We start from the raw sequence: 17,140 nt of genomic DNA on the forward strand, positions 1-17,140 counted from the left end.
CTTGATCACGTCCAGGTTGTGTTCGATCACCACCACGGTGTTGCCGTGGTCGCGCAGGCGGTGCAGCACGTCGAGCAGTTGCTGGATATCGGCGAAATGCAGGCCGGTGGTCGGCTCGTCAAGAATGTACAGGGTCTTGCCGGTGTCGCGCTTGCTCAGTTCGCGACTCAGTTTGACCCGCTGCGCCTCGCCACCGGAGAGAGTGGTCGCCGACTGGCCCAGCTTGATGTAGGACAGCCCCACGTCCATCAGCGTCTGCAGCTTGCGGGCGATGGCCGGGACGGCGTCGAAGAAGGCGCGGGCGTCCTCGATGGTCATGTCCAGCACTTCGGTGATGCTCTTGCCCTTGTACTTCACTTCCAGGGTTTCGCGGTTGTAGCGCTTGCCCTTGCACACGTCGCACGGCACGTAGATGTCCGGCAGGAAGTGCATCTCCACCTTGATCACGCCGTCGCCCTGGCAGGCCTCGCAGCGCCCACCCTTGACGTTGAAGGAGAAACGCCCCGGCCCGTAGCCGCGCGAGCGCGATTCCGGCACGCCGGCGAACAGCTCGCGGATCGGCGTGAACAGGCCGGTGTAGGTGGCCGGGTTGGAGCGCGGGGTGCGGCCGATCGGGCTCTGGTCGATGTCCACCACCTTGTCCAGGTGCTGCAGGCCGTCGAACGAGTCGTGCGGCGCCGCTTCCAGGCTGGTGGCGCCGTTGAGCGCGGTGGCGGTGATGGGGAACAGGGTGTTATTGATCAGCGTCGACTTGCCCGAGCCGGACACGCCGGTGACGCAGGTGAGCAGGCCGACCGGGATCTCCAGGTCGACCTTGCGCAGGTTGTTGCCGCGTGCACCCTTGAGCTTCAGCGACTTCTTCTTGTCGCGCGGGGTGCGGGTGGCCGGGTACTGGATCTTCTTGCGACCGGACAGGTAGCTGCCGGTCAACGACTCGGGGTCGGCCATCACCTGATCGGGAGTGCCCTGCGAGACGATCTGCCCGCCGTGCACGCCGGCGCCGGGGCCAATGTCCACCACGTAGTCGGCCAGGCGAATGGCGTCCTCGTCGTGCTCGACGACGATCACCGTATTGCCCAGGTTGCGCAGGTGGGTGAGGGTGGCCAGCAGGCGCTCGTTATCGCGCTGGTGCAGGCCGATGGACGGCTCGTCGAGGATGTACATGACGCCCACCAGGCCGGCACCGATTTGGCTGGCCAGGCGGATGCGCTGCGCTTCGCCACCGGACAGGGTGTCGGCGCTGCGATCGAGGGTCAGGTAGTCGAGGCCGACATTGACCAGGAACTGCAGGCGCTCGCGGATTTCCTTGAGGATCTTCTCGGCGATCTCGCCACGGCGGCCGGTCAGGTGCAGATCACCGAAGTAATCGCAGGCATCACCCACCGGCAGGCCGGTGACCGCCGGCAGGGTCTTCTCGCCGACCCAGACGTGCCGTGCCTCGCGGCGCAGGCGCGTACCGCGGCAATCGGGGCAGGGCTGGGTGCTGAGAAACTTGGCCAGCTCCTCGCGCACGCTGGTCGACTCGGTCTCGCGGTAGCGGCGCTCGAGGTTGGGGATGATGCCCTCGAACGGGTGCGAGCGTTTGACGATATCGCCGCGGTCGTTGAGGTACTTGAAGTCCACGCTCTGCGTGCCGCTGCCGAACAGGATGACTTTCTGGTGTTCGGCGCTCAGGTCGTCGAACGGCTCCTCCAGGCTGAAGCCATAGTGGTTGGACAGTGAACCCAGCATCTGGAAGTAGTAGACATTGCGCCGGTCCCAGCCGCGGATGGCGCCTTCGGCCAGGGTCAGCTCGCCATTGACCAGGCGTTTGCCGTCGAAGAACTGCTTCACGCCCAGGCCGTCGCAGGTGGGGCAGGCGCCGGCCGGGTTGTTGAAGGAGAACAGCTTGGGCTCCAGTTCGCTGATCGAGTGGCCGCAGTGCGGGCAGGCGAAGCGCGCGGAGAAAATGATCTCTTCGCCCGGCTCATCGTCCATAGGGGCGATCAGGGCGATGCCGTCGGCCAGACCGAGGGCGGTCTCGAAGGATTCGGCCAGGCGCTGCTGCAGGTCTTCGCGCACCTTGAAGCGATCCACCACCACATCGATGGAGTGCTTCTTCTGCTTGTCCAGCTTGGGCAGCTCGTCCAGCTCATGCAGCTTGCCGTTGACCCGGGCGCGGACGAAGCCCTGCGCGCGCAGCTCCTCGAACACCGACAGGTGCTCGCCCTTGCGCTCGCGCACGACGGGGGCGAGCAGCATCAGCTTGCGACCTTCGGGTAGGGCCAGCACCTGGTCGACCATCTGGCTGACGGTCTGCGCCTCCAGTGGTACGTCGTGATCCGGGCAGCGCGGCGTCCCGACGCGGGCGTAGAGCAGGCGCAGGTAGTCGTAGATCTCGGTGATGGTGCCGACGGTCGAGCGTGGGTTGTGTGAAGTGGACTTCTGCTCGATGGAAATGGCCGGGGAGAGGCCTTCGATGGTATCGACGTCGGGCTTTTCCATCATCGACAGGAACTGCCGGGCATAGGCCGACAGCGACTCGACGTAGCGGCGCTGGCCTTCGGCGTACAGGGTGTCGAACGCCAGCGAGGACTTGCCGGAACCGGACAGGCCGGTGATCACGATCAGCTTGTCGCGCGGCAGGGTCAGGTCGATGTTCTTGAGGTTGTGGGTACGTGCCCCACGGATCAGGATTTTGTCCACTTAGGGAACCTCTGAAAGCTGTCTGTGTTGCCACTGCCGCATCAAACGCTGGCGGCTTGCAACGGGCCTCGCTGGGCGGGCGGAAAACGGTCGAGTATAGGGCTTGCAGCTACCCTGCGGCAAAGTGTGCGCCTGTGCCGAAACGGCGCCTGCTGCTAGAATCGCCGGCTGATTTCCTCAGGATTTATCCGATGCACGATCCGCACAGCGAGCGCATGAGTAGTAGCGAGACCCGCGCGGCCGGCGGCCTGGCCATGGTGTTCGCGTTTCGTATGCTGGGTATGTTCATGGTGTTGCCGGTGCTGGCCACCTACGGCATGGACCTGACCGGCAGTACGCCTGCGCTGATCGGTCTGGCCATCGGTGCCTATGGTTTGACTCAGGCTGTGCTGCAAATTCCCTTCGGCATCATCAGCGATCGCATCGGCCGACGTCCGGTGATCTATGTCGGTCTGCTGATCTTCGCCGCCGGCAGCGTGCTGGCGGCCAATGCCGACTCGATCTGGGGCGTGATCGCCGGGCGCGTGTTGCAGGGTGCCGGAGCGATTTCCGCGGCAGTAATGGCGCTGCTCTCTGACCTGACCCGCGAACAGCACCGGACCAAGGCCATGGCCATGATCGGCATGAGCATCGGCCTGTCGTTCGCCGTGGCCATGGTGGTCGGCCCGCTGCTGACACGCGCCTTCGGCCTGTCCGGGTTGTTCTGGGCCACCGGGGCGCTGGCGTTGCTCGGCATCCTGATCGTCGTCGGAATCGTGCCGAAAGATGCCGGGCCGCTGCAGCATCGCGAGTCCGGTGTGGCGGCGCAGGCGCTGTGGCCGACTCTCAAGCATGGCGACCTGCTGCGTCTGGACTTCGCCATCCTGGCCCTGCATGCGGTGCTGATGGCGAGTTTCGTCGCCTTGCCGCTGGCGCTGGTGGAGCAGGGCGGGCTGGTCAAGGAAGAACACTGGTGGGTCTATCTCACCGCGTTGTTGATCGGTTTCTTCGGCATGGTGCCGTTCATCATCTACGGCGAGAAGAAGCGTCAGATGAAGCGCGTATTGCTCGGGGCAGTAACGGTGTTGCTGCTCTGCGAGCTTTACTTCGCCCTCTTCGGCAACAGTCTGCGCACGCTGGTGCTGGGCATCGTGGTGTTCTTCACTGCCTTCAACCTGCTCGAGGCCTCGCTGCCGTCGCTGGTCAGCAAGGTTGCGCCAGCGGGCGGCAAGGGCACGGCGATGGGCGTTTACTCAACCAGTCAGTTCCTCGGTGCCGCGCTGGGCGGCATTCTCGGCGGCTGGCTGTACCAGCATGTGGGGTTGGGCGGTGTGTTCATCGGCTGTGCCGTGCTCTGTGCAATTTGGCTGGCCATTGCTGTTACTATGCGCGAACCGCCGTACGTGACCAGTTTGCGCCTGCCGCTCGATGCCGCGGCACTGGCCGATGTCGGACTGGTCGAACGCCTCAAGGCGACGCCGGGAGTGGCGGACGCCGTGGTGGTGGTCGACGAAGCGGCCATCTATATCAAAGTCGATACCCAACAAGTGGATCGCACGTCAGTGGAGCGCCTGATCGCATCGGCGCCCGCGGCGTGAGCAGCCTAGGAGAACGTTATGGCCCGTGGGGTTAACAAAGTCATTCTGGTCGGCACCTGCGGCCAGGACCCGGAAACACGCTACCTGCCCAGCGGCAACGCGGTGACCAACCTGAGCCTGGCCACCAGCGAGCAGTGGACCGACAAGCAGACCGGGCAGAAGGTCGAGAAGACCGAATGGCACCGCGTCGCGCTGTTCGGCAAGGTCGCCGAGATCGCCGGCGAATACCTGCGCAAGGGTTCGCAGGTGTACATCGAAGGCAAGCTGCAAACCCGCGAGTGGGAAAAGGACGGCATCAAGCGCTACACCACCGAGATCATCGTTGACATGCAGGGCACCATGCAGCTGCTGGGCGGTCGTCCGAGCGGTGATGAAGGCGGTGCGCCGCGCCAATCGCGTCCGGCCCCGCAGCGCGAGCCGCAACAGGCCCCGCGTCAGCAGCGCCCTGCGCCGCAGCAGGCCCAGCCAGCACCTGACTACGACAGTTTCGATGACGACATCCCGTTCTGATCCGAGCGGGCTCTAGCCTATGCGAATGCGCCTGATGCTGCTGGGCGGCGGTAGTGCCCTGGGGCAAGCGCTGATCCGTCTTGGCGCCGAGGAAGACATCAGCTTCCTTGCGCCACGTCCGCCGGAAGAGGGCTGGGATGCTGCCAGCCTGACCGAGCTGCTCGACGATACCCGCCCGGATGCGCTGATCAACCTGGCTTACTACTTCGACTGGTTCCAGGCCGAGTCGGTGGCCGAGTCGCGTCTGCAAACCCAGGAACGCGCGGTGGAGCGTCTGGCCGAGCTGTGCCAGCACCACTCTATCGTGCTACTGCAGCCGTCCAGCTACCGCGTGTTCGACGGTTCGCGCGTCACCGCCTACAGCGAAAAGGAAGAGCCGGTACCTCTGGGGCTGCGTGGCCAGGCATTGTGGCGGCTGGAGCAGAGCGTGCGGGCGATCTGTCCGCGACATGTGCTGCTGCGCTTCGGCTGGTTGCTCGATGACAGCCGTGAAGGGCTGCTGGGGCGCTTTCTGCTGCGCGCCGAGCGCGACGAGGCGCTGTATCTCGCCGATGATCGGCGCGGCAACCCCACCCCGGTGGACGATGCCGCACGGGTGCTTCTGGCGGTACTCAAGCAGCTCGATTGCGAGTCGCCGCTGTGGGGCACCTATCATTACGGTGGTCACGAGGCCAGCACGTCGCTGAGCCTGGGGCAGGCGATACTGAGCGAGGCGCGTCACTATCGCAGCAACCTGGTCGAGGACGTCGCGCCCCAGGCCCACGCCGCTCGCCCGGATGCTGCCGACGAGCCGCAGCACGCGGTGCTGGCCTGCAAGAAGATTCTTCACACTTTCGGCATCAAACCACGCGCCTGGCGTTCCGGTTTGCCGAGCCTGCTGGACCGTTATTACCGTCATGGCTGAAATTCTTGTAACCGGCGGCGCCGGCTTTATCGGTTCGCACCTGGTCGATGCCTTGCTGGCGGCTGGCCACAGCGTGCGTGCGCTGGACAATTTGTCCATGGGCAAGCGCAGCAACCTGCCGTTGGACAATCCGCGATTGCACTTCATCGAAGGTGACGTCGCCGATGCCGAGGTGGTCGCCCGCGCGGTCGCCGGCTGTTCCGCCGTGGCGCATCTGGCTGCGGTAGCATCGGTGCAGGCTTCGGTGGATGATCCGGTAGCGACGCATCAGAGCAACTTCATCGGTACCCTGAATATCTGCGAGGCCATGCGTCAGCACGGCGTGCGACGTGTGATCTATGCCTCCAGTGCGGCGATCTATGGCAACAACGGTGAAGGCGTCGCGATCGACGAGGTCACCGCCAAGGCGCCATTAACGCCCTATGCGGCCGATAAGCTCGCCAGCGAGCACTACCTGGATTTCTATCGCCGTCAGCACGCGCTGGAACCAGTGGTATTTCGTTTCTTCAATATCTTCGGGCCGCGCCAGGATCCATCGTCGCCATACTCCGGGGTGATCAGTATTTTCACCCAGCGGGCGCAGCAGGGACTGCCGATCAGCGTTTTTGGCGACGGCGAGCAGACCCGTGATTTCTTTTATGTCGGCGATCTGATCGAGCTGCTGTTGCAGGGCCTGCTCGGTGAGTTTGTCGAGCAACCGGTCAATGTTGGCTGGAAGCAGGCCGTCAGTCTCAACCAGCTGCTGACGGAGATCGGTGCGCTTTGCGGCGGTCTGCCGCAGGTGACGCATTTGCCGGCGCGTGCTGGCGATATCCGCCACTCGCGCGCCGACAATACGCGTTTGCAGGCGCACTACCGGATGCCGCAGCAGACGCCGCTGCGTGAAGGGTTGCGTCAATTGCTCGGGCAGTGAATCGAACCCATGAAAAAGCCGGCATTCGCCGGCTTTCTCGTTTCTGCGTGGTCTATCAGAACTTGTAACCCAGGCCGACCATGTAGACGAATGGATCGACGTCCACATCCACCTTGACCTTGTCGCCGGCCAGGTGAGTGGTGCCGGTGGTATCGATATCGATGTAGCGCACCTGGGCGTTGAGCATCAGGTTGTCGCTCAGCATGTAGTCCATGCCGATCTGTCCGGCCAGGCCCCAGGAGTCCTTCATGTCCAGGCCACGGAAACCCTTGGCTTCGGCTTCGCTGCTCAGTTCGGTATCGAAGAACCAGGTGTAGTTGATACCGACGCCGACGTAGGGCTGAAAGGCCGAGCTCTTGTCCAGCGGATAGTAGACGGCGCTGATGGTCGGCGGCAGGTGCTTGAGGCTGCCCAGCTTGCCGTTCAGGCCGGCAAAGGCGCCCGGCATGCCCTTGACACCGACGTCATGGCTGAAAGGTGTGGCTGCCAGCAATTCGATGCCGAAGTTGTCGGTGACCATGTAGGCGAAGTTCAGGCCCAGCTGGGTATCGCTGTTCAGGGTCGCGCCGCTGCCAGCGACTTTGCCCAGTACGGCGTGATCGATGTTGCCGCTGTCCTCATGCGGATCGACGGTGATGGCGCCGGCGCGGACGATGATGTCGCCAGCCTGGTGAGCCTGAGCGATGGGGGCAGCGATGGCCAGGGCCAGCAGTGAGGCAGTGAACAGTGACTTGTACATAGCGAGCTCCAATTCGAGTCGGTTGTGTCTTGGCTGAAATCAATGCTAAGCCAAGCAACAATCCGCTTTTTGACCTGGCTCAATAGATCGACGGGCTCTGCTGCGGTGTTTTGTCCATTGCTTCAAATGCATCTCTAGATGATAATGTTTCTCTTTTTGAGGCAAGCCCGTCTGTTGAGGACCCTTTGCGCATGAATCGCTTCCCCCTCCGTTCCCTGGCCGTGGCCCTGATGTTGGCCAGCGGCTCGCTGGCTGCTGCGCCGCTGGATGCCGCGCTCGATGAAAGTCAGCGCCTGGCCGCCGAGGCAAAAGCCTCGCAGGGTCGTGTCGAGCAACTGGATGACGCCAGCCGTGAGATGCTGACCGAGTACCGAAATGCCTTGCAGCAGGCTGAGGCTTTGAAAGGTTATAACAGTCAACTTCGTGACCTGGTTGAAGCCCAGCGCCAGGAGCTGGCCAGTTATCAGAAGCAGCTCGATGGCATCGAACGTACCCAGGAAGCGGTGAGCCCGCAGATGGTCAAGATGGTCGAGGTGCTGGGTGAGTTCATCGCCGCCGACCTGCCGTTCCTGCCCGAAGAGCGTGAAGACCGGCTGGCGCAATTGCAGGATCTGCTGCCGCGCGCCGACGTCAGCCTGGCCGACAAATACCGCCGCATCCTCGAGGCCTATCAGATCGAGAGCGATTATGGCCGTACGCTCGAAGCCTGGCGTGGCGAGCTGAACCAGGCCGACGGTGGTTCGCGCAGCGTTGAATTCCTGCGCCTTGGCCGCAGCATGCTCTATTACCAGACCCTCGATGCCCACGAGAGCGGCTGGTGGAACCCGCAGACCAAGGCATGGGAAGTGCTCGACGGCAGCGCGCGTCGTCCGCTGACCCAGGCCATCGCCATCGCCCGTCAGCAACAGGCGCCCGCCGTGCTGTCCCTGCCGATCAAGACCCTGGCCGAGGAGGCCGCACAATGAGTCGTCGTGTTGTAGCCGTACTGGCGCTCAGCCTGTTGCCGGCACTGGCCGCCGTGGCCGAAACCCTCAACCCCGATCAACTGCTGCAGCGCATCCGCAGCGAGCGCGCCGCCGAAGTCAGCGCCATGCAGGAGCGCGAGCAGGCGTTCCTCGCCAAGCGCGGCGAGCAGGCCCAGTTGCTGGCCACCGCGCGTTCCGCGCTGAATACCCAGAAGGCCGAAAGCGAGCGCCTCAAAGCCGAATTCGACCGTCAGGAAGCCGAGCTGGCCGAGCAGGAAAAACTGCTGGCGCAGCGTGTCGGCCACCTTGGCGAGCTGTTCGGCGTGGTGCGCCAGAGTGCCGGCGACGTCGCCGGGCAATGGCAGGACAGCCTGCTCAACGCCCAGTACCCCGAGCGCCTGAAGCGCCTCAAGGCGCTGGCCGAAAGTCGCTCGCTGCCGTCCGCCGAGGATCTTGACGGCTACTGGATGCTGCTGCTCGAAGACCTGGCCGCCAGCGGCCGTATCGAGCGCCTGCAGCTGCCGGTGGTAAATGCCGATGGTTCGCGTCAGGAGCAGCAGGTGCTGCGCGTTGGCGCCTTCGCCGTGTATGGCGAGGATGCCTTCCTGCGTTACGACGCCGACGCCGGGCAACTGGTGGCGCCGCCGCGTCAGCCGTCCGGCCTGGGCCAGGTCCAGGACTACCTGGGCAGCAGCGGTGCTCTCGCCACGCTGCCCATCGACCCGAGCCGTGGCAGCCTGCTGGCGCAGCTGCAGCAGGAGCCGACGCTGTGGGATCGCCTGCAGCAGGGTGGCCTGGTCGGCTGGGTGATTGTCGTGCTGGGCGCCTTCGGTCTGCTTCTGGCCATCTGGCGCATGGTCTACCTGGGCCGCGTCGGCAGTGGCGTCAAGGCGCAGATGCACGACCTCAGCGCACCGCGGACCGACAACCCGCTGGGTCGCGTGATCGGCGTGCTGGGCGCCAAGCCGCAACTGGCTGATCTGGAAACCCTCGAGCTGAAGCTCGACGAAGCGATTCTGCAGGAAACACCGCCGCTGGAAAAAGGCCAGGGCCTGCTCAAGCTGCTGGCCGCTGTGGCGCCGCTGCTCGGCCTGCTGGGCACCGTGACCGGCATGATCGTGACCTTCCAGGCCATCACCCAGAGCGGTGGCGGCGACTCGCGCCTGATGGCTGATGGTATCTCCCAGGCGCTGGTGACCACCGTACTGGGCCTGGTGGTGGCCATTCCGCTGCTGTTCCTGCACAGCCTGCTGGCCAGTCGCAGCAAGGGCCTGATCCAGATTCTGGAGCAGCAGAGCGCCGGCCTGATCGCCCTGCACCTGTCGGGAGCGCCGCGTCGTGACTGATCTTTTCGCCTTCTGGCTGCGTGCGGTCGACAGTGCCTATGCACTGCTCGACTTCATGAGCGCCGGCGGCGTGGTGATGTGGGCGCTGGCGCTGCTCTGCGTGGTGTTCTGGACGCTGGTGTTCGAGCGCTTCTGGTACATGCGCAGGATTTTTCCGCGCTGGGTGCAGGAGCGCCGCGAAGCCTGGCAACAGGTGCTCGCCGATGACAACGGCAACTGGCAGCGCGCCGTGCGCCTGGCCTGGCTGGCGCAGGCGCGTCAGCAGCTTGCAGCGCCGCTGCGCCTGGGCAAGACCCTGGTGGCGCTGTATCCGCTGCTGGGCCTGCTTGGCACCGTGCTCGGCATGATCGCGGTGTTCGACGTGCTCGCCCTCAACGGTACCGGTAACCCACGCGGCATGGCCGCAGGCGTGTGGCAGGCAACCCTGCCGACCATGGCCGGCATGGTCCTGGCCATTCCTGGATTGTTCAGCCTGGCGCGCCTCGAACGCGAAGCCAGCCAGGCCATCGAGCGGCTGGCCGACCAGCTGCGTCACGACTGAGATCGCCCAACATGAGAATGCGTCGTCACCACCAGCAGGACGAAGACACCGGCATCGACCTTACGCCGATGCTCGACGTGGTCTTCATCATGCTGATCTTTTTCATCGTCACCAGCTCCTTTATCCGCGAGTCCGGGGTCGAGGTGCAGCGCCCGCAGGCAGAGACTGCCAGCCCGCAGGACAAGGGCAACATCCTCATCGCCGTCACCGCCGACGGGCAGATCTGGATGGACAAGCAGCCGGTGGATATCCGCAGCGTGCGTGCGCATGTCGAGCGCATGCGGGTCGACCAGCCGGAAGGTGCGGTAGTGGTGCAGGCCGACCAGGATGCGCGTACCGGCCTGGTGGTCCAGGTGATGGATCAGGCACGTCTGGCCGGTGTGCAGGATGTCGCCCTGGCTGCCGGTAGCGGAGTCAACTGATGCGCCTGCCGCTGTCTTTTCTCGGCGCCTGCCTGATGGCCTTGGGGCTTTTCGCCCTGATGCTGTACATGGTCGCGCCGCCGAGCGCCAAGGTAAGTCAGGACCCGGTCAGCGTGGCCAACTTCGTGCGTATGGACGGTAACGCCAGCGAGACCGCCAGCCGCACGCGGCAGCAGGCGCCGCAGCCACCGACGCCGCAAACGCCGCAGCCTCCCACGCCGCCGACCCCGCAAACGGCCACGCCGAGCGCCAACCTGCCGGCGCTGGACATCCAGCTGCCAAGCCTGGCCAGCGGTATCGCCGTCAACAGCGCACCGGCACCGAGCCTGTCCGGCCTTGCGCCGGGTGCTCCGGCACCGACGCCGCCGAGCGAGGCCGCCGAATCCGGCGGGCAGATGGGTGGGATGGAAAGCGAAGTCATGCCGCTCAACGACGTGCGCCCGGAATACCCGCGCTATGCGCTGCAGCGTGGCATCGAAGGTTTCGTCAAACTGGCTTTCACCATCAATCGCTCCGGCAGTGTGGAGAACATCCGCGTGCTGGAAGCCAACCCGCGTAACGTATTCGAGCGCGAAGCGCGTCGTGCCGCGGCACGCTGGCGCTTTGCGCCACGTACCGAAGGCGGTCTGGCGGTGGACCGCGAAGCGGTGAAGACCCTCTACTTCCGTCTGGAAAGGAGCTGACCATGTACCGTTGGTTGTTGCTCGTGATGCTCAGTACCGCGGCTGTGCCCGGTATGGCCCAACAGACCGTCGACCCAGCCGTGTTCAAGGCCCTGAATGCGGCGCAGGCCGCTCAGCAAAAGGGCGATTACAGCGCGGCGCGGCGCGCGCTGGATGAGGTCCAGGCCAAGAGCGGCAGTCTCGAAGAGGCGCTGATCTGGCGCAGCAAGGCCTACGTGGCCTGGTCGGCCGGCAACAACGGTCAGGCCATCGAGTGGCTTGATAAGGCCTTGCGCAGCGGCAAGCTGGACGACGAGATGCTGGCTGGCGAGCGTCTCAACCTGGCCAAGCTCAACCTGGGCGAGCGCCGGTACGCCAAGGTCGTCGAGCTGCTGGCGCCTAATCAGGGCAGTGCCTCCGAGGAGGTGCTGCAGATGCTGGTGCAGGCTTATCAGGGCATGAATCAGCCGGCCAAAGCGTTGCCGCTGGCTGAGCGTTACGTGCAGGCCAATCCCAAAGCCGCGGACATCTGGCTGCAGTTTCTGGTGGGCGCCAATGCCGATCTGAAGCGCTATGCCCAGGCCGAGCGCTGGCAGCGTCAGTTGCTGGCGCGCCAGCCAAACGATGCCAAGGGCTGGCGCCAACTGGCCGGTTTGCAGCAGATGGCCGGCAGTAACGACAAGGCGCTGGCGACCCTGCGTGCGGCGCACAGCAAGGGCCTGCGTTTCAGCGAGTCGGAACTGGACAACCTGGTGCTGCTGGCCGGCGCCGCCGATCAGCCCTGGCAAGGCGCCAAGCTGCTCGCCGGCATGCTCGACAGTGGTCTGCTGGCCAACACCGCTGCCCGTCAGGAGCGCCTCGGGCTGTTCTGGTGGCAGGCGCGTGATCGTTCTGCGGCGGTGCGCGTGCTGCGCCCGCTGGCCGAGCGCAGTGGCAACGGCAAGCATTGGCTGTACGTCGCGCAGCTGGAGCTGGAGCAGTCGCGCTGGCAGGCCGGCCTGGATGCACTGGCGCGCGCCGAACGTGGTGGTGCCGAGCGCGCCAAGGTGCGTTCCTGGCGCCAGTGGGCGGAAAGCGAGCTGCGCTTCGAACGGGAAAATCGGGTCGCCAGTCGTAGCTGACGATGATACGGATATGAAAAAGCCAGACTTGATGTCTGGCTTTTTCTTTGGAGAGGTATTTGTAGGCGCGGCGGGCGGCGTTCCGATTTATCCGCGAATCTTTTTGCGGCTGAGGCCGCTCCTACGAAGATCAGCTATCGGGCAGTTCGTAGGCGTAGATCTTGTCCGCTTCCATCTGGTAACCGACCTCGGCCAGCTCGCTGCTGACATGCTCGGTTTTCAGCGGACCTTCCACCCAGAAAGGCTGGTACAGCGCATCGAGCAGTACACCCAGCTCGCTGGTAACGTGGACGATCTGGTTCGAGGGCGGTGGCGGCACGTGAATGCAGGCGCCGAAGTAGGGTACCAGCAGGAACTCCACCACGCGGCCTTCGTCGGTCACGTCCAGCGGCACGATATAGCCGGGCAGTTTCACCGCTTGGCCGTTGAGCTCCTTGACCACCGGCGCGGCCGGCGATTGCTGCATGGCTGCCGGGCCGGATTCGGCCAGGGCATCGGCCAGTTGCGAGAGGTCGTGAATCGGAGTCGGGTCGATGACCTGCGGCGGCGCATCCGGCGGGATCAGATCGGACCAGTTGATTTCGCGCACATCGGCGGCGGCCAGCGGCAGGGCCAGCGTCAGCAGCAGGCTGGCGAGCAGGGGGCGGAACATGGATTACCTCTGTGCAGTGATTCGCCTGCACAGTGTACAGGCGAATCGTGCTTTACAGGCGTATCGACAAGCCGTCGGCGAGTGACTGCCGATAGGCGCGCCAGGCCGGCACACTGCCCATCGCCACGGCCGCGGCGAGAATGCTGCCCAGCAGTTTCCATTCGTAAGCGGACGGGGCATTGAGGGCCAGGTACAGGCCGTAGTTGGCCTGTACGAAGCCCTGACTGCCGGCGATACCTAGGTACAGCAGCGCGACACCGCAGGTTACGCCGGCCAATGCCAGGGCGAAGGCTTCCAGCACCAGCAGGCAGCCGATATGCCAGGGGCGTGCGCCGACCGAACGCAGGATGGCCATCTCCCGGCGCCGCTCGTTGAGGCTGGTGAGAATCGCCGTGAGCATGCCGATCAGGCCGGTGAGCACGACGAACAGCGAGACCACGAACAGTGCCTGCTCGGCGGTCCCCATCAGGCTCCATAGCTCTTGCAGCGCTACGCCTGGGAGAATCGCCAGCAGCGGCTCGCCGCGAAACTCGTTGATCTCGCGCTGCAGGCTGAAGGTAGCGATCTTGCTGTTGAGGCCGAGCATGAAGGCGGTAATCTGCTTGGGTTGCAGGTCCATGGTGCGCGCCTGATCGGCGCTGACCCGAGCATCTCCGCGGGCCGGCATGCCGTTCTGCCAATCGACATGCAGTGCTTCCATCCCGGCCAGGGAGATGTGCAGGGTACGGTCGACCGGCGTGCCGGTGCGTTCGAGGATGCCGACCACGGTGAAGGGTTTGTCGTCATGCTTGACCAGGCTGATGGTGGCGACGCCATGAGCCAGGACGATCTTTTCGCCGAGGTCGTAGCCCAGTGCCTGCGCCACTTCTGCGCCTAGCACCACTTCGAAGGGATCGTCGGCGAAGGCGCGGCCTTCGGCCAGCTGCAACGCCTGGCTGCGGGCGTAACGGTAGTGTTCGAAATAGGCGGTGCTGGTGCCCATAACCCGGTAGCCGCGATGCGAGTCGCCCAGTGAGATGGGAATGGCCCACTTGACCTGGCGATGATTGGCGAAGCGCTCGAAGCTGTCCCAGCGGATGTTGTTGGTGGCGTTGCCGATGCGGAATACCGAGTACAGCAGCAGGTTCACGCTGCCCGAGCGGGCGCCGACGATCAGGTCGGTGCCGCTGATGGTATTGGCGAAGCTGGCGCGGGCTTCGGTGCGCACACGCTCTACGGCCAGCAACAGGCAGACCGACAGGGCGATGGCGAACACAGTGAGCAGCGCGGTGAAACGGCGGTTGGCCAGGCTGGCCATGGCTATGCGAAGAAGATGCATCTCAGACCTCGACGGGCTTGGCGGCGCGGTTGAGTTCGGCCAGTGACAGGTTACGGTCGAACAGCTGAGCCAGGCTCTGGTCGTGGCTGACGAACAGCAGGCTGGCGCCGGCAGCGCGGCATTCGGCGAAGAGCAATTGCAGGAAGGCCTCGCGGGCGTCGAAGTCCAGTGCCGAGGTCGGTTCGTCGGCGATTACCAGTTCCGGCTGGCCGATCAGCGCCCGGGCGGCGGCAACGCGTTGCTGTTGGCCGATGGAAAGCTCATCGGCGCGGCGGCCGAGCAGGTCGGCGCGCAGGCCGAGATGGTCGAGCAGCGCCGCGGCGGCCGCATCGATGCTGCCGTGGCGCTGGCGTGCGCGTTCGGCACGCAGACGCGAGAAGCGGCAGGGCAGCTCGACGTTCTCGCGTACGGAAAGAAATGGCAGCAGGTTGAACTGCTGGAAGATGTAGCCGGTGTGATCGACGCGAAAGCGGTCGCGGGCGCCGGCGGAGAGTTGGCCCAGATCCTGGCCGAGCAGACGGATATGGCCGCTTTGCGCGCGTTGTACGCCGCCGAGCAGGCCAAGCAGAGTGGTCTTGCCGCTGCCGCTGGGGCCTTTGAGGAACAGGGTTTCACCGCGCGCCAGGGTGAAGGTGGGAATATCCAGCAACTGCGCCTGGCCGGGCCAGGCGAAGCCGAGATTGGCGAGTTCGATCAGAGGTTCGGTCATTGTCTACTGCGAGTCGGGGGAAGGCGCTCATGCCGGGGCGAGGGACGCTCGCTCCGGCAATGGGGCGTGGCAGGTCAGAAGCTCAGACGTGGCTGCGCCGGCGTCAGCTCCACGCCCTGCTGGCCGTTTGGGCCGATCAGTTGTACCTGAATCTTCTCGGTGGCGGGGAAGCGTTTGAACAGTTCGACGAGATCCAGTTGTTTCAATTCGTTGGCCTTGGCGCACTCGAAGCGATAGTGCGCGTGGATGTCGCTGTGTTCGCCTTCATGATCATGATGGTCGTGGTCGTGGTCGTGGTCGTGGTCGTGGTCAGCGTCGCCGAACAATGGGCTTTCCAGTTCCACTTCGGTGGCCTTGCAGTCACCACTGTTGAGGGCGAACAGCGCGATGGGCTGCTCCAGCTCGCGCTTGGCCGCGGCGACCTTGGCCTTGTCGGCATCGCTCTTGGCGGCATGCTCGAAACCGACCAGATTCATCGCCGGGCTTTCCAGCTGCAGCTCCAGCAGATTGCCGTCCAGCGCTGCATTGAGGCTGGCGACGCCGTGCTCGTGGGCGCCCAGGCTGTCGTGGTGGTGATCGTGGTCGTGGCCGTGTTCATGCGCCTGGGCGGCGATCAGAGGCAGCAGGGCAAAGGGCAGAGCGAGCAGCAGGTGGCGCATGGTTGTCTCCAGCGTGGGTGCGATTTAGTTGTTACGTTATAACAACTTTTGTGGCGAACTGGCCAGCCTGCCGCTGCCGTGGGAGCATGGTAATTCCTGACTGGAGGCTGAACATGGTAAGAATTCGTGGGCGAATCGGCGATTGGCCGGTAGACCTGACACTGGAGCTGGATGCCGAGGACTGGGCGCAACTGGCGCAACAGGTTGCTGTCGCGCCGGCTGCCAACGCGGCGGTGTCGGCCCCTACGCTAGATGCGGGTGATGCCCTGTGGCAGACCGCCTTGCAGCTGGTGCGCGATGCCGGGCAGGTGGAAGGGCCGCGACTGATGGCGCAACTGGCGGCGCTGGCCGGCGGGGAGGCCGCGGGCAAGCGCCTGCTGGTGCGCCTGCGCCACTGCGCGCAGATTCGCATGGAAACCGGCGCAGACGCGCCGATCTATCACTGGCAAGAGCAGCAGTAAGCTACAAGCTGCAAGCTACAAGAGGACGCATGGCTCCTGATTCCGCTTGCAGCTTGAGGCTTGCCGCTGCTCTCAGTAGATCGCCTGATACAGCTTGCGGCGGTAGCTGGTGACCAGCGGATGATCGCCGCCAAGCAGGTCGAATACCTGTAGCAACGTCTTGTGCGGCAGGCCGTCGCCATAGCTGCGATTGCGCACGAATAATTTGAGCAGACCATCCAGCGCGGCTTCGTACTGCTGGCGCGCCAGTTGTTGTACGGCCAGTTGATAAACCGCCTCATCATCCTCGGCATTCTGCGCCAGGCGGCTTTTCAGCGTGGCTGCGTCAGGCAGGTCGGCGGCTTGGCGCAGGAAGGTCAGCTGTGCCCTGGCGCCAGCCAGTGCCTGCTTGTGTTCGTCGCCCTTCACGGCGTCGAGCACCTCTTCGGCCTCGCCCAGCTCGCCGCGTTCAGCCAGGCAGCGTGCGTAGAGAATCAGCGCGCCTGCATTCTCGTTGTCTTCGGTCAGCACCTGCTTGAGCAGCGCCTCGGTCTCGGCGAAGCGACCTTCGGCGAACAGGACCTGGGCGCTTTCCATCGGGTCGGCAGTAGACGGAGCCGGCTCGGCAACGTGGGGCTTTAGCATCTCGCGGATTGCCGCTTCCGGCTGGGCGCCGGCAAAGCCATCCACCGGTTGGCCGTCCTTGAACAGCACCACGGTGGGCAGGCTGCGAATGCCGAAGCGCATGACGATGTCCTGCTCGATGTCGCAGTTGACCTTGGCCAGTAGCAGCTCACCGGCATATTCCTCGGTGATCTTCGCCAGCATCGGCATCAGCGCCTTGCACGGGGCGCACCATTCGGCCCAGAAGTCTACCAGCACCGGTTTGTGAAAGGAGTTCTCGATCACCAGTTGCTCGAAGCTGGCGGCGCCGGAGATGTCGAAGATGTAAGGGGAGTCGCTCATGGTCGGTCTCG

Annotated in this window: 18 protein-coding genes; 11 read left to right on the forward strand and 7 right to left on the reverse strand. The window is 64.6% G+C overall.

Going from position 1 to position 17,140, the window contains the following annotated elements; translation table 11 throughout:
* The coding region (gene uvrA, locus B3P22_RS17225) for an excinuclease ABC subunit UvrA (protein ID WP_296271837.1) at positions 1-2,685 on the reverse strand (2,685 nt) is incomplete at its 3' end.
* Between the two features lie 191 nt (positions 2,686-2,876).
* Here uvrA and B3P22_RS17230 point away from each other — a divergent pair.
* Genes B3P22_RS17230 through B3P22_RS17245 form a run of 4 tightly spaced genes read left to right on the forward strand, consistent with a single transcriptional unit; the run spans position 2,877 to position 6,589 of the window.
* Positions 2,877-4,262: an MFS transporter gene (locus B3P22_RS17230; protein WP_296271838.1), complete on the forward strand. Its 1,386-nt coding sequence runs from the start codon at positions 2,877-2,879 to the stop codon at positions 4,260-4,262.
* 18 nt (positions 4,263-4,280) lie between these two features.
* Positions 4,281-4,772: a single-stranded DNA-binding protein gene (locus B3P22_RS17235; RefSeq protein WP_197855594.1), complete on the forward strand. Its 492-nt coding sequence runs from the start codon at positions 4,281-4,283 to the stop codon at positions 4,770-4,772.
* A gap of 19 nt (positions 4,773-4,791) precedes the next feature.
* Positions 4,792-5,676, forward strand: a complete 885-nt coding sequence (locus B3P22_RS17240; RefSeq protein WP_296271839.1) for a sugar nucleotide-binding protein — start codon at positions 4,792-4,794, stop codon at positions 5,674-5,676.
* Positions 5,669-6,589 (forward strand): NAD-dependent epimerase/dehydratase family protein, encoded by a 921-nt coding sequence (locus tag B3P22_RS17245; RefSeq protein WP_296271840.1) that lies wholly within the window; start codon positions 5,669-5,671, stop codon positions 6,587-6,589. Before B3P22_RS17240 ends, B3P22_RS17245 begins: the two co-directional genes overlap by 8 nt.
* Before the next feature lie 55 nt (positions 6,590-6,644).
* Here B3P22_RS17245 and B3P22_RS17250 read toward each other — a convergent pair whose 3' ends face one another.
* A complete protein-coding gene (locus B3P22_RS17250; RefSeq protein ID WP_197855591.1) occupies positions 6,645-7,328 on the reverse strand; it encodes an OmpW family outer membrane protein in 684 nt (227 codons plus the stop codon).
* Between the two features lie 191 nt (positions 7,329-7,519).
* On the opposite strand from B3P22_RS17250, the gene B3P22_RS17255 reads away from it, so the two are divergent.
* From B3P22_RS17255 to B3P22_RS17280, 6 genes are read left to right on the forward strand one after another with little or no spacing between them, the layout of a single operon-like run.
* Positions 7,520-8,293, forward strand: coding sequence for a DUF3450 domain-containing protein (locus tag B3P22_RS17255; protein WP_003463253.1), 774 nt, complete (start codon positions 7,520-7,522; stop codon positions 8,291-8,293).
* A complete protein-coding gene (locus B3P22_RS17260) occupies positions 8,290-9,639 on the forward strand; it encodes a MotA/TolQ/ExbB proton channel family protein (protein WP_296271841.1) in 1,350 nt (449 codons plus the stop codon). Before B3P22_RS17255 ends, B3P22_RS17260 begins: the two co-directional genes overlap by 4 nt.
* On the forward strand, positions 9,632-10,180 hold the full coding sequence (locus B3P22_RS17265; RefSeq protein ID WP_197855589.1) for a MotA/TolQ/ExbB proton channel family protein: 549 nt from the start codon (positions 9,632-9,634) through the stop codon (positions 10,178-10,180). The genes B3P22_RS17260 and B3P22_RS17265 overlap by 8 nt, the downstream gene beginning before the upstream one ends.
* An 11-nt stretch (positions 10,181-10,191) precedes the next feature.
* A complete protein-coding gene (locus B3P22_RS17270) occupies positions 10,192-10,602 on the forward strand; it encodes an ExbD/TolR family protein (protein ID WP_021489595.1) in 411 nt (136 codons plus the stop codon).
* A complete protein-coding gene (locus B3P22_RS17275) occupies positions 10,602-11,285 on the forward strand; it encodes an energy transducer TonB family protein (RefSeq protein ID WP_197855588.1) in 684 nt (227 codons plus the stop codon). The genes B3P22_RS17270 and B3P22_RS17275 overlap by 1 nt, the downstream gene beginning before the upstream one ends.
* Before the next feature lie 2 nt (positions 11,286-11,287).
* The gene (locus tag B3P22_RS17280) at positions 11,288-12,385 is read left to right on the forward strand and encodes a tetratricopeptide repeat protein (protein ID WP_296271842.1); all 1,098 of its coding nucleotides are present in this window, start codon (positions 11,288-11,290) and stop codon (positions 12,383-12,385) included.
* Positions 12,386-12,515: 130 nt separating this feature from the next.
* On the opposite strand, the gene B3P22_RS17285 is transcribed toward B3P22_RS17280, so the two are convergent.
* The 4 genes from B3P22_RS17285 to B3P22_RS17300 all read right to left on the reverse strand — a co-directional run bounded on the left by B3P22_RS17285 (position 12,516) and on the right by B3P22_RS17300 (position 15,723).
* Entirely contained in the window at positions 12,516-13,037 is a 522-nt protein-coding gene (locus tag B3P22_RS17285) for a DUF3299 domain-containing protein (protein ID WP_296271843.1), read from the reverse strand.
* Between the two features lie 52 nt (positions 13,038-13,089).
* Positions 13,090-14,355 (reverse strand): ABC transporter permease, encoded by a 1,266-nt coding sequence (locus tag B3P22_RS17290; RefSeq protein ID WP_296271844.1) that lies wholly within the window; start codon positions 14,353-14,355, stop codon positions 13,090-13,092.
* A gap of 1 nt (position 14,356) precedes the next feature.
* On the reverse strand, positions 14,357-15,064 hold the full coding sequence (locus tag B3P22_RS17295; RefSeq protein WP_197855584.1) for an ABC transporter ATP-binding protein: 708 nt from the start codon (positions 15,062-15,064) through the stop codon (positions 14,357-14,359).
* Between the two features lie 74 nt (positions 15,065-15,138).
* Entirely contained in the window at positions 15,139-15,723 is a 585-nt protein-coding gene (locus B3P22_RS17300) for a DUF2796 domain-containing protein (RefSeq protein WP_296271845.1), read from the reverse strand.
* 113 nt (positions 15,724-15,836) lie between these two features.
* Between B3P22_RS17300 and B3P22_RS17305 the strand changes: the two genes are divergently transcribed.
* Entirely contained in the window at positions 15,837-16,184 is a 348-nt protein-coding gene (locus tag B3P22_RS17305; RefSeq protein WP_197855582.1) for a hypothetical protein, read from the forward strand.
* Between the two features lie 72 nt (positions 16,185-16,256).
* Here the strand turns inward: B3P22_RS17305 and trxA are convergent, their stop codons facing one another.
* Positions 16,257-17,129, reverse strand: a complete 873-nt coding sequence (gene trxA, locus B3P22_RS17310) for a thioredoxin (protein ID WP_296271846.1) — start codon at positions 17,127-17,129, stop codon at positions 16,257-16,259.
* Between the last annotated feature and the right edge of the window lie 11 nt (positions 17,130-17,140).

It is taken from the genome of Pseudomonas sp. UBA6323 (assembly GCF_002439135.1).
In the GTDB taxonomy this organism is placed as follows: Bacteria; Pseudomonadota; Gammaproteobacteria; order Pseudomonadales; family Pseudomonadaceae; genus Aquipseudomonas.

What these genes read in the sequence shown, in the direction of transcription:
- B3P22_RS17230 (WP_296271838.1), top strand. Translation starts at nt 2,877, where the DNA reads ATGCACGATCCGCACAGCGAGCGCATGAGTAGTAGCGAGACCCGCGCG.
- B3P22_RS17250 (WP_197855591.1), bottom strand. Translation starts at nt 7,328, where the DNA reads ATGTACAAGTCACTGTTCACTGCCTCACTGCTGGCCCTGGCCATCGCT.
- trxA (WP_296271846.1), bottom strand. Translation starts at nt 17,129, where the DNA reads ATGAGCGACTCCCCTTACATCTTCGACATCTCCGGCGCCGCCAGCTTC.
- B3P22_RS17245 (WP_296271840.1), top strand. Translation starts at nt 5,669, where the DNA reads ATGGCTGAAATTCTTGTAACCGGCGGCGCCGGCTTTATCGGTTCGCAC.
- B3P22_RS17285 (WP_296271843.1), bottom strand. Translation starts at nt 13,037, where the DNA reads ATGTTCCGCCCCCTGCTCGCCAGCCTGCTGCTGACGCTGGCCCTGCCG.
- B3P22_RS17280 (WP_296271842.1), top strand. Translation starts at nt 11,288, where the DNA reads ATGTACCGTTGGTTGTTGCTCGTGATGCTCAGTACCGCGGCTGTGCCC.
- B3P22_RS17235 (WP_197855594.1), top strand. Translation starts at nt 4,281, where the DNA reads ATGGCCCGTGGGGTTAACAAAGTCATTCTGGTCGGCACCTGCGGCCAG.
- B3P22_RS17270 (WP_021489595.1), top strand. Translation starts at nt 10,192, where the DNA reads ATGAGAATGCGTCGTCACCACCAGCAGGACGAAGACACCGGCATCGAC.
- B3P22_RS17305 (WP_197855582.1), top strand. Translation starts at nt 15,837, where the DNA reads ATGGTAAGAATTCGTGGGCGAATCGGCGATTGGCCGGTAGACCTGACA.
- B3P22_RS17255 (WP_003463253.1), top strand. Translation starts at nt 7,520, where the DNA reads ATGAATCGCTTCCCCCTCCGTTCCCTGGCCGTGGCCCTGATGTTGGCC.
- B3P22_RS17295 (WP_197855584.1), bottom strand. Translation starts at nt 15,064, where the DNA reads ATGACCGAACCTCTGATCGAACTCGCCAATCTCGGCTTCGCCTGGCCC.
- B3P22_RS17260 (WP_296271841.1), top strand. Translation starts at nt 8,290, where the DNA reads ATGAGTCGTCGTGTTGTAGCCGTACTGGCGCTCAGCCTGTTGCCGGCA.
- B3P22_RS17300 (WP_296271845.1), bottom strand. Translation starts at nt 15,723, where the DNA reads ATGCGCCACCTGCTGCTCGCTCTGCCCTTTGCCCTGCTGCCTCTGATC.
- B3P22_RS17290 (WP_296271844.1), bottom strand. Translation starts at nt 14,355, where the DNA reads ATGCATCTTCTTCGCATAGCCATGGCCAGCCTGGCCAACCGCCGTTTC.
- B3P22_RS17275 (WP_197855588.1), top strand. Translation starts at nt 10,602, where the DNA reads ATGCGCCTGCCGCTGTCTTTTCTCGGCGCCTGCCTGATGGCCTTGGGG.
- B3P22_RS17240 (WP_296271839.1), top strand. Translation starts at nt 4,792, where the DNA reads ATGCGAATGCGCCTGATGCTGCTGGGCGGCGGTAGTGCCCTGGGGCAA.